We start from the raw sequence: 16,894 nt of genomic DNA, 5'->3' as shown, positions 1-16,894 counted from the left end.
TTTAGTAATGAAGTTATAATTGACTAAAAACCGAAATGGCATCGGTAATATTATATTGCTCCGTTCTAGGGCTACCGTCCGCTCCTACTGTCACTAGCACATATTCTTGTCCATTTATAAGAGCTAAGCTTGCTAAACATAAGCCTGCATCTTCTGTATAGCCAGTTTTTCCACCTAAAAATTCCCCTCCTGGCAATGCACTTGATGTCATATGTTGAAACATGCGACTGGTAAAAGTAATGCCTTCAGGATGAAGGTTTGTTGATTTTATAGAATATCTTTCTGCTGTATAAACATTTCGAAAATCATCGTTTGTTAAGGCGTATTGTAAAAGTAAAGACATATCCTTTACAGTTGTATAATGATCTGAATGGTGCAGTCCAGTTGTATTCACAAAGTGCGTATTTTTCATGCCTAGTTGCTGCGCCTTTTCGTTCATCAGTTTCACGAATCCACGTTCTGACCCGGCAACATATTCAGCTAAACCTAGTGATGCCTCTGCACCTGATGGCAACATAGAGCCATACAACAAATCTTCTACTGTCAGCTTTTCATTTGGGAGAAAGCCCGCCACTGACGCATTTTCCTCTAATAAATCCTGAAAGATATGTTTAGGTAAAATGATTTCTTCTTGTAAATTGGATATCTGCTCAATCGCGACTAGAACCGTCATCATTTTTGTCAAAGAAGCAGGATAAATCTTTTCCTCACTTTTTTTATCTAAGAGAATTTGATTTTCATCCAAATTCACTAAAATTGCATTCGAACTGTATAAATCAAAATCGAGCATATGCTGACTGGCTGTTTGAACTACTTTTGATGCTTGATCTGTTTCCTGACGTAAAGTCATTGGCGATTCTTTCAATTGAAAATAAATAAATATCATCATGAATAAGAACAATAAACTCAAAATACCTTTTCTCTTGAACATAAAAACAACTCCTTCTCTTTATGCTTTTATTCAACCATAAAAAAAGGAGCTTATTTTTAATTTACTATTAGTGAATTCTTAAGGTTTCTTAAGAATTGGTTGGAATCATCACGGTGAATACGGTTGTATCATTACTAGAAGTTGCGGTAATCGTTCCGCCATGGGCCTGTACAATTTCATTAGAAATGGCTAAACCAAGCCCAGCACCTCCTGTTTGGGTAGACCTTGCACTATCTAAGCGGTAAAACTTTTCAAATATCATTTTTAATTTTTCAGGAGGGATCGTCTTCCCTGTATTCGTAAACGAAATAAATGTCTGATTATTTTCGCTTTGCGCACTAATTTCAATTGTACTATTCGGATCACTGTAGGCAATTGCATTTTTTAAAATATTATTAAATACCCTTGCTAATTTATTACCGTCTGCATAGATAGTAATAGCTTCATCTAATTTGACGATGGCTTTTTGACCCTTTGGTGCGAGCAATGGATAAAACTCGTCGGCCACTTGCATTAACATATGATGTAAAGGAATAGAATCTTTCTCTAAAATGATGGATTGTAAATTAAATCTGGTTATTTCAAAAAATTCATTGATTAGTTGTTCCAGTCTATAAGCTTTTTCTAATGTAATCGTCACATATTTTTCTTTCTGCTCTACAGGCATATCCCTCGCTTCATCTAAAAGACTTAAGTAGCCAATAATGGATGTTAAGGGTGTTTTAATATCATGCGCTAAATAGACAACTAAATCATTCTTTCGTTGCTCAGCTTCTTGCGCATCCCTTGCACGCTTTTCTAATTTATATTTCACGTTATTTAATTTTTTCTCCAAAAAATCGAGTTCGGCTGGGAGCTCAATTTCCTTTCCTGACTCATCTGCAAGCATGGTAATACTTGAACTAATTTGATGAAAATATCGGGTAAATCGAGACGAGGCGATATAGAAAATAATCAATAATAATAAAATAAATCCTATCGCTAGCCAAAGCGATTTATTTTGTCGAAATAACACATGATAGGCATTGCTTGCAGCATAATAATCAAGCTGCAAGACATTTTCACAAAAAGCAATAAAAGCATCTGCAAAGGGAGCTTGTAAGACCCCATCAATAAATGCAAAATTGATAAAAAGGCCTATGATGCTAGCGATGACAAGTATAGAAATAATTTGTAAAACCATTTTCCTTTTCAGTTTGCCAAACTCATTTTTCAATGGTATACCCCACTCCCCAAACCGTTTTAATATACTTTGGGTTCTCCGCAGCATCCTTCATTTTTTCCCGTAAATGTCGAATGTGAACCATTACCGTGTTATTGCTGCTAAAGTACTTTTCCCCCCAAATTTCTTGGAATAATTGCTCTGAGCTAATAACTGTCCCTCGATTTGCGCATAAATACCAAAGAATAGCGAATTCCGTAGGTGTAAGGGATATGGGCCTTTCATTTAAAAAGACTTGTCGTGTGTTTTTATTAATCACCAAGCCAGCAAAATCAATGATATCTTCTTGCTGCTTCGAACCTTGGTTGTAGAAAGTAAATCTTCGTATTTGTGCCTTTACACGAGCAACCAACTCTAATGGACGAAATGGCTTTGTTATATAATCATCTGCTCCCAGAGAAAAGCCATTTATTTTATCGATTTCTTCTTCCTTTGCCGTAAGCATTATCACTGGAAAATTCAATGTTTCTCGGATTTTTCGTAAAATAGTAAAGCCATCTATATCAGGCATCATAATATCCAGAACAGCTAAATCTACTTTCTCATGCTCAATACATGCCAAAGCCTCTTGAGCTGTATAAAACTTAAATACATGATAGTTTTCATTTTTTAAGTAAAGTTCTATTAAATCTGCAATTTCCTTTTCATCGTCAACAACTAAAATATTCAACCGTATTGCCCTCTCCTTCTTCCCACTTGTTTTCCAATGATTTTTCACTGGGATTATAGCACTTACGCATGACTATATCTATTATTAAGGTAGTTAGATGAAAACATCTTTCCAACTCTACTTTTGATAGGTTTATGTTAGCAAACTCATAGATAGTTTCATAATGAACTATAACTACATCAAAAATAGGCTTAGGTAAAATCCCAAGCCTTACATTTTTCCGATAATTAATTTGTTGGATTGTTTGCTGTAGCAGTAGATTTTTGACTCATATCCTGTGTCACCACTCTGCCTGCGTAATATAGCATTTGTTTATTTAATTTATTCTCCTTTGCAGTTATACTGCTCGGTTTCACTTTCAGAATAAGGGTCGCACTCCCTAAAGATGATTGATATTTTTCGATATGCTTTTTTGATAAAGGTGCTTGGTAATAATTTGGCACATATTTATCAAGCATTGCCTGCATCGCAGCAGTAGCTTCATTTAAATCTGTAACAATTTCCACTAAACCATTTGCAACTACACTCATATAAGCAGTATCAGTCTTAGCAGGAATAGGGTCTACCGTAGTTCCATAATTTTCACTTATTGTAATACATGCATTTTGATTGGTTGTTAAAATCTCTATTTTTCTTCCCTCGTTGGCACCATGGAAATAAAAGCTTCCATCTTTGTAGACATAATTTAGCGGAATAACATATGGCATATGTTGATCCACTAAACCAAGAAATGCAGTTTGTGCACCTTCTAAAAATTGCTTAATTTGCATTTCATCTGTACAAGCTCGTTTTTTCATTCGAATATCTGTTACCATCCTATTTCCCCCTATCCTCTTCTAAAAAGGAGTCTACAGCAGTGTTGCACGCTAAAAAAGGGACAGTTTGATGAAAGGACATGGGTACAAGGTAAAAAAATACTAGTTTATCAGAAGCCCATACTATCTTTCTTAGACGCTTTGTAATTCTCTAGTTCTACAAATGAATGTCATATATTGAATGATTTCTTCTCCAAATTTTCACCTACATCACGATAGAATAGTTTAAGTTGTGCAACAATCATAATGCTAATGACTACAAGTAAAAACCATGAACTGATTTTACCAAAATGAACAATCGACCAAGACACCTCTTGATTCGGATATGACCATGCTCCAAAGAACGTTGCAATATTTTCAGCAATCCAAATGAAAAAGCCAATCAAAAAGAACGATGCAACGATGGGCATTTTAAAGATTTTGTTCCGTACTGTAAATTTTACAATAGTACGATAAAACACAATAAATAGTAGTGCCATTAACAGCCATCTAAAATCATAAATAAAATGGTGTGTGAAAAAATTCAAGTAGATTACGGCTCCAAGTGGAATAGCTACATAACTTTTTGGCCAACTTACAATTTTTAAATCAAACCTACGCCAGGCTTGGCAAATATAACTTGCCACACTCGCATACATAAATCCACTATATAAAGGCACACCCCCTATTTTTGTCCACGCCTCTTCAGGATATGACCATGAATTGAAATTCACTTTATATAATTCGAGCACGAGCCCAATAATGTGAAACAAGCAAATGACTTTTATTTCATCCTTTGTTTCTAAACCAAATTTATACATCAAGTACTGAGTCAATAGACAGATTGCCAGAATAAAGTCATATCTTCCTACCCCAGGTATTTGAATGGCTTTAGATAGTGCAAGTGTAGCAAATATCACAACAGGAAAAATACACGATAATGATTGATGATACGTAAAGACTCCTAAGTTTTTAATAAAATTCTTCAACATGAATCCACCTCAAATAAACTTGTTCAATTATTTAATTGCTTCTTGTATGAAGAATAAACGATAAATTATCTTATTTCAATATTTTTTTATCGAAAAACAATAAATTTTTTCTCTTAACACTGGAACAATTCCTTGTTAAATACGTCTTTGCTGTTGCTTATCTATAAAGAAAAGAGTAGCCATATAAGTGGCTACTCTTGGATATTAAAGATATATTTTTTGATTTAATTTTAATTGGACTTCTTGTTGGTTTATTTCTAGGTTTGTCACTTTTTTCACTTTTAAATAATAAACGATATAACAACCAATGAAGAATGCTCCACCACAGTAGAGTGCTAAACGTTGAGCTGGATCAAAAGCCAAGCTTGCCATAACAATACAGTTCGCTAATAAACCTAAAATAGGGATTACTGGATACAATGGCGCTTTGAATTTTAAATCCTCTACTTTTCCTCCTTGGCGTATATAGGAGCGTCTAAATGCAATTTGAGATGCTGTAATCGCAATCCAACCAATTTGTGCACCTAAGCCTGCTAGAGATAATAACCACACAAAGACTGTATTAGCAGCAAATACACTTGACAGTAATGACAGACCTGCTACAGCGAGTGTGATTAATAACGCATTCATTGGAATACCTCTTTTATTAACTTTCCCTAAAACGGGACTTGCCATCTTTTCGACAGATAGTGAGAACAGCATACGTGTTGCAGCATAAAGACCAGAGTTTGCGACAGATAATAAGGCTGTTAGGATAACAAAATTCATAATATCTGCTGCATATGGAATACCAATGCTATCTAATACGACTACAAATGGACTTTCCACCACCCCTGCTTTATCCATTGGTATCATTGCTGCAAGTACAAATACGGATAACACAAAGAAGAACAGCGTACGCCAAACAGTTTGCTTAATAGATTTAGGGATAGTCTTTTCAGGATTTTCACTCTCCCCAGCAGCAATACCAATCAATTCTGTACCCTGGAATGAAAAATTCACGGTAATCATTGTAATAAGCAGTGCTGTTACACCATTAGGAAACAATCCACCCTCATAAAAATGAGTAAGGAAAGGGGCATTTGTTCCATCTTTCATATCGATTAGCCCAAACATAGCTGCTCCACCAACCGCAAGGAACATAATAATTGCCAATATCTTAATGCTGGAGAAGACAAATTCTGCTTCACCAAATGCTTTTGCTGATAAACCATTCAATACAAAGAGTAGTGCTGCAAATATTAGGCACCACATCCATACTGGTGAATCAGGAAACCATCTTTGCATTAGTTGTCCAGCCCCTAAAAACTCAAGAGCAACAGTTACTGCCCAACCTAGCCAGTATAGCCATCCAACGGCAAAACCAGTAGCAGGACCGATAAATTTCGTTGTGTACGTTTGGAATGAACCTGATACCGGCATAGCAACAGACAATTCACCCAAACATAGCATTGTTAAATACATAACTGCTCCGCCTACTAAGTAAGCTAGGATGGCACCAGTTGGCCCAGCTTGGTTAATCGTGTAGCCTGATCCAAGAAAGAAACCAGTTCCAATACATCCGCCAAGTGAAATCATAAATAAGTGTCTTGCTTTCATACTTCTTTTTAATTCATATTGTTCTGCTGCCATAAAAAACTCCTTACATTCATTATCTGTGTAAGCACTTTCTTTTTTTCGTACAAAACAGATAACAATCTAAAATTTGAATGTTAATAGATAAACTGTTTTATATATTTTATGAACTGTCAATTTTCTGACAAAATAAAGGCTATTGAATAGCTAAATTGTATTGTAAACTTACTATAGGGAGAGCTATTTTCTTATAGTTGGTTGTCGCGACCTAATTTTCTAAGAAAAGTTCTTCCTTTTGAGATACCAAATGACTTCTAATCATGGCTTAAAGTAATGTATCGCCAAATAGTGAGCTGATTAAAGCTACCGCAGCAATAGCCGTTTTATTGTATTGATCTAATACTGGGTTTGTCTCAACAAATTCTGCTGAAGTAATAATATTTGCTTCTGATAGCATTTCCATAGCCAAATGACTTTCACGATAGCTAATACCACCTGCTACTGGCGTGCCTACACCTGGTGCATCATTTGGATCAAGTCCATCTAAATCTAATGATAGGTGAACACCGTCTGTGCGCTCCTTTAAATAGTCAATCGTTTCGGACATCACTTTCGTCATTCCTAAACGATCAATTTCATGCATCGTGTATACTTTAATACCAATTTCCTTAATAAGCTTTTTTTCTCCTGGATCTAAATCACGAGCACCAATAATAACAACGTTTTCAGGCTTTACTTTTGGAGCATAGCCTCCGATATTTGTAAGTGCTGGATGTCCAAGGCCCAAGCTTACAGCTAAAGACATGCCATGGATATTTCCTGAAGGAGATGTTTCACCAGTATTTAAATCGCCATGGGCATCATACCAAATGACACCTAGATTCTCATAATGCTTGGAAACTCCTGCTAATGTTCCAATAGCAATACTATGATCTCCACCTAATACTAAAGGAAAACGATTTAAAGAAATTTCATGGTCTACTTTTTGGCCTAGCTTCTCGTTACTTTCTGTGACAGTTTTTAAATTTTTTAAGTTTGTCTTTCCTTCTGCGTCTTTATCTTCGTGTACGAAGTCAATAGTTAAATCCCCTTCGTCATAAATCGAATAACCAAGGCTCTCAAGTCGTTCAGTTACCCCTGCATATCTGATAGCACTTGGTCCCATGTCTACGCCTCTTCTTGTTTGACCTAAATCCATGGGCACCCCAATAATTGTCACTTCTTTATTCATGATGTTTTCTCCTCTCCAATAATTACTTTCACAGTATAAAGAAATTGCAACATTGACTCAACTCGACATTATTTTAAATTTTTATACAGTTTAAATTATTAAAAACATAGATTTTTTCTTGTATAAACGAATGCATAAACGCTATTTCACTGCATAAAAAAACATTTTTTCCCTTTTTAATGCGTTTTTTTGTAAGAAATTACTAAACAAAATATTAAAACTGTTCTTTTTTTATAGTTTTTTCCGAAAATTTTGACGGTAATTTTATCTATAAATGCAATATGTTCATAATTATTTTCCAAAATCATTCAATTATTCTTCTTTTTAACGGCAAAAAAAAGCCTTACTACAATAGTAATAAGGCTGTTCAATTACCTATTTTAATAATCGCACAATACTATTCAAACAGGTTTCTTTATAAAATTTATGTTGTTCTTCTAAATCGCATGTTAACCACTGAATTAATGAACCGTCTATCATTGCCCGCATCATTTTTGCATAGGTTAAGGAATCAACGTCTGAACTAAAGACCCCTTCTCTTTTTCCTAATTCAATAATTTCTTGTCCAATTCCCCAGCAATTCTCATAAAATTTTAAGTTAATTCTTTTGTACTCTTCATTGCTATTTGCCTGAGCTAAAAAATCTAAATAAACGCTATAAAATTTTTTATTTTCTATAGGGGATACAAATACAGCATTTAAGTAGGCATGAAGCTTGTCTATAGCTGTTTGATGCTTGCCTATTTCTTGTATTTCATAGCTGTAGATTTTGTTCGTAGTGGATTCAAGTAATTCTAATAAAATGTTTTGTTTGCTTGTAAAGTAGTAGTGAACTACCCCTTTTGAGACACTGGCATGATTGGCTATGTCTTGTAGTGTAACCTTATCATAACCTAATTGTGAAACAGCGTTAAAGGCTGCTTTCATAATCTGTTTTTTACGTTCTTCCTCTTTCTTTTTCATAGGAGCCTCCGATGACTTGATAGAAGTTATTATACATGAAGAGTAGCAACAATCCAATTTTATATTGACCGGTCAGAATAATTTTGGTACTGTTTAATGGAATAAAATTGTAGGGGGACGTTTACGATGATGGCAGAAAATTTTAGTGCACTAGTAGTCAATAAAGATGATACATTTACAGTGAAAGTGAACAAATTAACTTTAGAAGATCTACCAAAGGGTGAGGTATTAATTAAAGTTAGTTATTCAGGTATTAATTATAAAGATAGTCTTGCCTCTATTCCTGATGGTAAAATCGTTGCGTCTTATCCTTTTGTCCCTGGTATTGATTTAGCTGGGACTGTTGTTTCTTCAGAGGATCCACGCTTTAAAATTGGTGACGAGGTCATTGCAACTAGCTATGAAATAGGTGTTTCCCATTTTGGTGGCTTTAGTGAATATGCCCGCATCCCAGCACAATGGATTGTACCGCTTCCAAAAGGACTTTCCCTTAAAGAGGCTATGGTAATTGGTACTGCAGGATTTACAGCTGCATTATCTGTTCAAAAGTTAGAGGAAAATGGTATTCATCCTGAAAAAGGGAAAATTCTTGTGACAGGGGCTACAGGTGGTGTAGGTAGCTTTGCCGTCTCTATTCTTTCAACACTGGGTTATCAAGTTGAAGCGAGCACAGGAAAAGAATCTGAACATGAATATTTACAATTACTCGGAGCTACTACAATCGTAAATCGTGAAGAGGTTTATGATGGAAAAATTAGAGCATTAGGAAAACAAAAATGGGCTGCTGCTGTTGATTCTGTTGGTGGAGAGCCACTTGCCTCATTATTAAGCCAAATTCAATATGGTGGGGCTGTTGCAAGTAGTGGTTTAACAGCAGGTACACAGCTTCCTACAAGTGTATTTCCCTTTATTTTAAGAGGCGTAAATTTACTTGGAGTTGATTCTGTTTATTGCCCAATGGACATTCGATTGAACATTTGGCATCGTTTAGCGACTGATTTCAAACCAGCCAACCTTAATGATTTCATTCAGCAAGAAGTAACACTACAACAACTTCCTGATGTTTTACCTATTTTACTGAAGGGTCAAGCAAGAGGTAGAATCCTTGTTGCATTATAAGGAGTTTCATCAAGCTCCCTTCTCCATTCTATTTCCCAGAAAATAATTCTAGTTGTCAAATAACAACATAAAGCTTCTACGCATAGCGAGCGTGGTAGCTTTTTTTATTGTTGACATCTCCCTGACATATAAGCACTTTATAGTAACTCATGAACGCCCAGCCTGTTTCCTTTAGACAAATTTAGGCAACAAAACTTGTCTAAATTTGTACGAACAAGCATACCAATAGAGTATGTAGGCAGTATTATGGGAATTCAATACTATAATTAATAATTTGGAGATGATCGTATGAAGCGAGCACATATTAATGAATTAGCTATTACACGGGCTTTAGCCATTCTAGCTGTTCTTCTTATTCATTCTACTAGTACACCTGTAACGGCTTTATCTAGTGACTCAAAATTATATCCATTTTATGTATTTTTCAATATCGCCCCAAAATTCGCTGTCCCTGCTTTTATTTTTTTAAGTGGCTTTGTATTATTTTACAATTATATACAAAAGGATTTAACAAAGGAGCTTATCATTCATTTTTATAAAAAAAGAGTGACCCAAATACTCATTCCTTACCTCGTTTTTTCTATTTTTTATTATGCAGCTATGCAATTTTATGGAACACATGATTTAGCAGACACTTGGCGCTCCCTATTTAGTGTCGAATTTCTTGAAAAACTATTGCTAGGCAAAGCATATACCCATCTATACTATATATTTATAATCGTCCAATTCTATCTTATGTTTCCATTATTCCTATATATTTTAAAGAAAAAACCAGCCCTATCTCCTTATTTAATTTGGATTGGGTTTGTTCTTCAATGGGTCTTTATTCTATTAAACGCAGAGTTTTGGCAGTATCCCTATAGAGGGAGTATCGCTTTCTCTTATCTCTTATATTTCTTAGCAGGGGCATTTTTAGGAATTTATTTTGAAAAATACAAAGGATGGCTTCAAGTAAAAAAAGAAAATTTTCCAATCACGATACTTTTTCTTTGGTGTATATGGCTAATTTCTACTATGTATAATGTTTATTTATATTACTTTGTTTATTCATCCCAATCCTATTTAGTGAACAGCAACGTATTTGAATTAGTTTTTCAGCTACAATCTTTTACAGCCTGTATTGTCTTCTTACAGTTTTCTTTCTGGATCTATGATAAATGGAACCAAGCTGTTGTAAATGGCTTAATCAATCTGGGAACAGTATCATTTGGCATCTATCTACTACATCCATTTTTCCTTTTCCTTTATAGACAATTAAATACTGGTGGTAATAGTATTATGTATCATCTTTGGAGCATTGGGGGCTTTATTTTTGCCCTCTTCGTTCCATGGATGGTCGTGCTATTGATGGGCAGATTCTTTAAGTACCATTGGATTGCCTTTGGTCCTATCCCGAGCAAATTCCCTTACAAATAGCTGTTTAATATGCACAGCCAGTCGTCGATTAGTTTCCGTCAACTGGCTGTGTATTTAGTTGAGAACCTATTTACCTATGCTCAATTGTATAAAAAATTAGAGTTTCTTCTATGGTACATATTAATAAGAAGATACTAATAAAAAAGCCCTGTAGAGAACTCTCCACAGGGCTTTTCAATGAACGATTTAATTATTTTGCAATTGAACCGTCTTTTACTTTGTTGTTATTAGCATCAACTAAGTTTGTTGCTTTGAATTCAACTACAATGCTGTCTGTTAATGCATAGTCAGCTTTAGTTGTTGCAGTAAGTTTACCACCAGCTACTGTAATAGAAGTAAGTTCTACAGTTGATCCTGCAATTTTAACAGTAACACCTGTTGGTGCAGCTTGATCAGCAATATTTTCAGAGAAATCTACTGTAAATGTTTTGCTATCTACTGCAGTTACTTTAGTAGCAACAGGAACAATATTTTCTTTAAGTGCTACTTGAGTTGTCACTTTTCCACCTTTAAGAGTGTTACCTTTTGTATCTACTACATTGCTAGCTTCAAGTACATAATTACCATTAGCTGTGATAGAACCTTCTGGTAAAGTGAATCTTACTTTCTTAGTACCATCTACAAACTGAAGTTGCGTACCTGCAGGAAGTTCTTTTCCTCCAAGTGTATAGTTAGCAGCATTTGTTGCTGTTGCAGTCACATCTTTAGCATACTCAACTGTGAATACGTTATTGTCAGTTACAACAACTGGAGTAGCTCCGAATACTAATGAATCTGTTGGTGTTTCAGGTGTAGCTTCAAATACGCCTGTTGTTACATTGAACGTAACAGTATCAGCAGTTACATTGCCAGCTAAATCTGTTACTGCTTTAGCAGATAACTCGAAAGTGTATGTTGAATTGCTATCTAGATCAATGTCAACTTTTACAGTGTTTTTCTCTGTACCCTCGATTTTACCGTTACCATCTACATCGAAACCAGCATCTGCTTTTACTGCTGTTTCTTTTCCAGTAGTGTAAGCAATACCATTTTGTGTTTTAACTGTTAATTTTCCGTCTACTTTTACTGGCTCACTAAAAGTAAGGTATAGTGCATCAACGTCTGTAGTAGCATTCACATCATCAGCTACTAACATTTTAGTAGCAGTAGCTACAAGTGTAGCAGGCGTTAAATCTTTTGAAAGAATAGCATTGAACTCAAATGCATCGCCTGCATTACCAGCTAAATCTTTTTGTCCTTCAACTTTAATGTTTGTATTAATGAATGTAGCTGTACCTAAAGCAGATTTAGCATCAATCGTGAATACAGTTTTATCCTCAGTATCTTTAATATCAGCATCTGTTAAATAGAATACAGTTGATCCTACTGTTACTTTTGCATATTCTTTAGTCTCTGCATCTGCATTAAGATTTTGTTTCATTAATTCTTCAGAGAAATCAAACGTAATTTCTGTACCATTCACTGCTGTAGAAACAGTTGGTTTTGAATTATCAACGTCTGCTTTCAAAACTGTGAAGTTAACTGCGATAGGATTTGCGATATTATTAGCGAAGTCAGTTGCACCAACAATGTCTACTTTATAAGATTGTTCTGCTGTTAATCCAGTAATTGTTAATTTCTTACCAGATAAAGTATAGCGATCTTTTGATAGTTCTGTACCATTTAAGCTGATTGTTCCTTCACTTTGTACAGGCTCGTCGAAAGTGATAACAGCTGTAGTGCCTTTCGCTTCTACAGAATTAACGCTTACAGGAGTCGTATCTGCAAATGTGATTAATTTGTTAAACTCTTCAGTTAGAACTTTAGCATCCGCTTTTGTTTTAATTGGTTTTACAGTTACTTTACCATTTGTTAATTTTACTTCTTTATCTGTTGTTAAAATAACAGTCATACCGTCTTCAGATACTACTGCGTTAGTGATTGCTACACCTTCAACAGCATATTTCGTTGTGATTGCTGCATCTTTTGCATCAACAGCTGTGTTGAATTTCACTTCAAGTTCTTTTGCATTAAGCCCTTTTACAGCTTCTACAGCTGGTGTTACTTCTTGAACTGCATCAATCGTACGTTTTACCATTGTAGCGAATTCTTCGCGGCTAATTTTATCTTGTGGTGCTAATAAAGAGCCTTTCCCATTGATTACACCATTTTCTACAGCTGTTTCTAAGTAAGATACAGCCCATTTAGAAGCTTCAGAAGCATCTGCAAATTGGCTAAGATCTGCTTTACCTGTTAATTGGTAGCCTTGAACGATAACTTTAGCAGCTTGTTCTCTTGTTAATTGAGCTTTAGGCTCAAATTTACCATTGCCCATACCATCAAATAATTCTGGTGAAGTTGCAAGTACTGCATTATAGAACCAATCATTTTCATTAACATCAGAAAAATCTTCAGTGCCAGTAGCTTTTAAATCTAATGCTTTTGATAAAATTTCAGCTGCTTCTGCACGTGTAAGTGTACCAGCTGGGTTGAAGTTTCCTTTTTCATCGCCTTGGATGTAGCCTTTATCAGTTAAAAATTGTACAGCTTCTTTTGCCCAAGATGAAATGCTAGCTGCATCTTGAAATTCAGCAGCTGATGCTACTGGTACGATTGCTGATGCTACAAGTGCTGCTGTAGCTGTAGTTGCGAAAAATTTACGACCTTTGTTTTGTTTTGTCATAGTATATTCCTCCAGAATTTTAATAAATTATATTATTCTGTGAGAACAATATTATCGCGCTATTTAATTATAAGATTATAAAAATATGTATAAATCGTTCCCACAAATAATAATTCAACCAATTATATGTAAAGCAATCTTCTAAATTTTTCATGATTAAATATCCCAATCAAACTGTAATTTGCTTTACAAGACAATAATATAACTTCATTACCAATAAATAAACGCTAAAAATAAGGTAATTTTAATACTGCATTGGTTATATAGGGAATCTTTTCATAAAAAAATTCTAAAATAAGGAAATAATATTACGTAGTGCGACAAAACTACCCATTTGGATGCGTTTTACAAATAACTACATTTTTATTCAAATCTTCTTCTGTTGTTTTTTTGATATAATAATATTTTTCCTTTAAAATTTCATCTAGCACTCTAATAAAGCAATTACTTTTATAGACGAACTACATCTTAAAGAAAATTAGATTAAATAAAATAGCATAGAAGAAAATACTAATGCATGAATAACACAGGTACCAGTTTAGGAACAGCAAAAGGAGATCGTTTACATATCTTAAACGATCTCCTTTGTTTTATTGGTTGGAAAAACAAAATACCAGTCTCTTCCGCCATTGGTTATTCAGGCTCTATATCAGTTGCCATTACTGCAACTTTAGGCTCCACAAGCATAATATGGCATTCCTTTTCAGCAAAGGGCATGTGTTCCGCTCCTCCAGGAACAATAAACATCTCACCTTTGGATATTTTCACCTGGCCATCTCGAAAAGCAATGAACATCTCCCCTTCGAGCACAATAAATACCTTATCAGCCCCTTGATGTTCATGCCATATAAAATCCCCAGCAATCTTCACCACTTTGAATTGAAAATCGTGTATTTCGCCAATAATTTTCGGTGACCAAAGCTCTTTTAATTCGGATAATTTCTCATTTATATGGATAACTTGATCTTGCATATTCATCTCTCCTTATTTACTTTTGGAAAAGGTTTTTCCTATTATTCGTCCTTTTGTAAGGCTTCTGTTATATTTTGCGAAGCATATTCGATAGCTAATGGACCTCCAGTAATAGCGGAAGTATCCATTAAATGAATATTCCCTTTTTTTACGGCATTCATATTATTCCAGACATTGCTTTGATTTAACTCATTCATTAATGCTTCCTTTTTTGTAATATCACCAATAAGGAAAATATGGTCTGCTTGAATAGTTGAGATTCCTTCAAATGCAGCGAATTGGTTATTCTTCCCCTTAAATGTCTGATCTGGTGTTAGACCCAAGCCCTTTTCTTTATCAAAAGCAAGTGTATAAACAGGGTTATCTTCACCAAGAACATTAAACGTTTTTCCATCCCAAGACAAAATAAGTGCTACTGACTCTCCTTGAATTGACTTTAATGCTTCACGTCCTGTTGAGATAGCTTTCATCATTTTATCAATTACTTTTTCCGCCTCATCGTCTTTTCCGATAATCTCGGCTACTGTACGAAGTCCATATTGCCAGTCTTCGTAGATGTCCTGAGATTGCAACGTAATGACTGGGGCAATTTTTTCTAGTGATTCATACAATTTTTCATGATGTTCTGTTGCTAATATATAATCAGGACCAATCGATAGCGTTTTTTCAATACTAGGAGACAATTTATCACCTAATTCCTCTGTTGAATCTAGCTTACCGTTTAAATAAGACAAAGTGGATAAATATTCTTTATCAGTAGAAGCTGTAGGTGGCTCACCTAATGCAACTAAAATTTCAGGGTAAAAATACCATAATGAAACAATTTTTTCTGGTTTTTTCTCGATGACAAATTCTTTATCTAGGGCATCTTTAATTGTTCTAGGCCAATCAGTTGCTTCTACATCAACTGCTGATGAAGATATGTCTTCTGTAGTTAACGCCTTATTTTCTGCAGGTGATTTATGGCAACCTCCCAATATACCTGCTAGTAATAGCAATAAAAATAACAGTCCTTTAATCTTTTGCATTGAAATTCCTCCAACATAAAATCTCTGATATACACTTAGTATAGTAAAGTCATGTTTGGCGGAGAATGGATGCTTGCTGAACTTAGCATGGATTATTGATGAACTTATCTCGATATTCAGTAGGAGAGATACCAAATTGCTTCTTGAATACTCTACTAAAATAAAAGGGGTCAGTAATTCCCACCGTTTCCGCAATTTGTTGTACAGGCACATCACTTGTAAATAGCATTTTTTGAGCCATGTTTATACGATAGTTTAATAAATATTCTGCTGGACCCATCCCTGCATGCTTTCTAAATATATAAGTTAGTCGATTTCGATTGACGTTATATTGTTCGGCAAGAGAGGTAATGGAAAGGCTTTGATAATAGTTTGCATGAATATATGTAGTTATTCGTTCGAATAGAGTGTATGATTCACAGCTATTTTGTCGATTAGCTACACATAATAATGCTTCATTCAGTACATCACGAAATAGCATTTCGGTCTGAAACATTGATATACCGCCTCGCTGATTATATACATGCCATAGACGCATAATTAACTCCATTAGTCGAGGAGATTGTCCTATCGGTAATTCAAAATGCTGATGTGAAAAGCTTGTCTCTGCCAATTTCTCCGTACATATCCTGTATAAAACCAGAATATATTCCCAATTTGTATCATCAAAATTTTTTTGATTGAGTTTCATCTTCGCTCCCCCGTGCACAACTTTTCCTGGCGAAAAGATATAAGGGGTGCCATTAAAGTGAAATTCTATTTTTCCAGAAAGAGGAAAAACAAATCCTGGAAAAGAATCTGTATAATCAGCGTAAGGTACACCTGTATTTCTAGAATATCGATAGATTCCTTTTACTTGGAAAGGTGTGTTTGCTAAATGCTCGGCAAGCTGATTTACGTCGATTTCCATACTTATATACCTCATTTCAATAATAGTTTGCTTGGAAAACCATGATTTGTCATACGGCAAACAGCAAATAACATAATAAGTTACTGCTTTTTCAAGGTGTAGTCCTCTGTAGTTGGGTTCAATTATAGTTTTCAACATATTCATTACTAAAAATATGAAAAGGTAAGAATGACGACTCTCACCTATCCCCACCTTATCGATAACGATTATCATTGTCAATTAAATTAGAGCCTCCCTTTTATACCTGAACGATCCATCAATCTCACTCATGTCATTTCTCTATCTTTTGTCCTCTTCCTAAAAGTAATTCCTTGCAAATCATCTCTATTTCTTGTGAAAAAGATTTTATGTGGAAGGCTTCTGTAAACCTTTGATTCCCAGATAAAGCTACTATTTATAACAATTTTAC

Annotated in this window: 14 protein-coding genes; 2 read left to right on the top strand and 12 right to left on the bottom strand. The window is 34.8% G+C overall.

What is annotated here, in order from left to right; genetic code table 11:
* Positions 1-13: 13 nt before the first annotated feature.
* The 8 genes from HCH28_RS08190 to HCH28_RS08155 all read right to left on the bottom strand — a co-directional run bounded on the left by HCH28_RS08190 (position 14) and on the right by HCH28_RS08155 (position 8,378).
* On the bottom strand, positions 14-931 hold the full coding sequence (locus HCH28_RS08190) for a D-alanyl-D-alanine carboxypeptidase family protein (RefSeq protein WP_221680555.1): 918 nt from the start codon (positions 929-931) through the stop codon (positions 14-16).
* Positions 932-1,019: 88 nt separating this feature from the next.
* Complete coding sequence (locus HCH28_RS08185) at positions 1,020-2,201, bottom strand: sensor histidine kinase (RefSeq protein ID WP_221680554.1); 1,182 nt, start codon at positions 2,199-2,201, stop codon at positions 1,020-1,022.
* Complete coding sequence (gene vanR / locus HCH28_RS08180; protein ID WP_221680877.1) at positions 2,137-2,829, bottom strand: VanR-ABDEGLN family response regulator transcription factor; 693 nt, start codon at positions 2,827-2,829, stop codon at positions 2,137-2,139. The genes HCH28_RS08185 and vanR overlap by 65 nt, the downstream gene beginning before the upstream one ends.
* A 221-nt stretch (positions 2,830-3,050) precedes the next feature.
* A complete protein-coding gene (locus HCH28_RS08175; RefSeq protein ID WP_221680553.1) occupies positions 3,051-3,638 on the bottom strand; it encodes a pyridoxamine 5'-phosphate oxidase family protein in 588 nt (195 codons plus the stop codon).
* Positions 3,639-3,808: 170 nt separating this feature from the next.
* Entirely contained in the window at positions 3,809-4,609 is an 801-nt protein-coding gene (locus HCH28_RS08170; RefSeq protein WP_221680552.1) for a DUF817 domain-containing protein, read from the bottom strand.
* 204 nt (positions 4,610-4,813) lie between these two features.
* Entirely contained in the window at positions 4,814-6,241 is a 1,428-nt protein-coding gene (locus HCH28_RS08165) for an amino acid permease (RefSeq protein WP_004232450.1), read from the bottom strand.
* Between the two features lie 268 nt (positions 6,242-6,509).
* Entirely contained in the window at positions 6,510-7,415 is a 906-nt protein-coding gene (gene rocF / locus HCH28_RS08160) for an arginase (protein WP_221680551.1), read from the bottom strand.
* A gap of 375 nt (positions 7,416-7,790) precedes the next feature.
* On the bottom strand, positions 7,791-8,378 hold the full coding sequence (locus tag HCH28_RS08155; protein ID WP_221680550.1) for a TetR/AcrR family transcriptional regulator: 588 nt from the start codon (positions 8,376-8,378) through the stop codon (positions 7,791-7,793).
* Positions 8,379-8,507: 129 nt separating this feature from the next.
* Here HCH28_RS08155 and HCH28_RS08150 point away from each other — a divergent pair, with 129 nt between their 5' ends.
* Together HCH28_RS08150 and HCH28_RS08145 are read left to right on the top strand one after the other, a co-directional pair.
* On the top strand, positions 8,508-9,497 hold the full coding sequence (locus tag HCH28_RS08150; RefSeq protein ID WP_221680876.1) for an NADPH:quinone oxidoreductase family protein: 990 nt from the start codon (positions 8,508-8,510) through the stop codon (positions 9,495-9,497).
* 288 nt (positions 9,498-9,785) lie between these two features.
* A complete protein-coding gene (locus HCH28_RS08145; protein WP_221680549.1) occupies positions 9,786-10,913 on the top strand; it encodes an acyltransferase in 1,128 nt (375 codons plus the stop codon).
* 190 nt (positions 10,914-11,103) lie between these two features.
* Here the strand turns inward: HCH28_RS08145 and HCH28_RS08140 are convergent, their stop codons facing one another.
* The 4 genes from HCH28_RS08140 to HCH28_RS08125 all read right to left on the bottom strand — a co-directional run bounded on the left by HCH28_RS08140 (position 11,104) and on the right by HCH28_RS08125 (position 16,485).
* Entirely contained in the window at positions 11,104-13,575 is a 2,472-nt protein-coding gene (locus HCH28_RS08140) for an S-layer homology domain-containing protein (protein ID WP_221680548.1), read from the bottom strand.
* Positions 13,576-14,208: 633 nt separating this feature from the next.
* A complete protein-coding gene (locus HCH28_RS08135) occupies positions 14,209-14,547 on the bottom strand; it encodes a cupin domain-containing protein (protein ID WP_221680547.1) in 339 nt (112 codons plus the stop codon).
* 41 nt (positions 14,548-14,588) lie between these two features.
* Positions 14,589-15,575, bottom strand: coding sequence for an ABC transporter substrate-binding protein (locus HCH28_RS08130; RefSeq protein WP_221680546.1), 987 nt, complete (start codon positions 15,573-15,575; stop codon positions 14,589-14,591).
* A gap of 82 nt (positions 15,576-15,657) precedes the next feature.
* Complete coding sequence (locus tag HCH28_RS08125; RefSeq protein ID WP_221680545.1) at positions 15,658-16,485, bottom strand: helix-turn-helix transcriptional regulator; 828 nt, start codon at positions 16,483-16,485, stop codon at positions 15,658-15,660.
* Between the last annotated feature and the right edge of the window lie 409 nt (positions 16,486-16,894).

The sequence above is a fragment of the Lysinibacillus sp. K60 genome (assembly GCF_019731275.1).
In the GTDB taxonomy this organism is placed as follows: domain Bacteria; phylum Bacillota; class Bacilli; order Bacillales_A; family Planococcaceae; genus Lysinibacillus; species Lysinibacillus capsici.
This window is presented reverse-complemented; position numbering and strand designations above follow the sequence as displayed.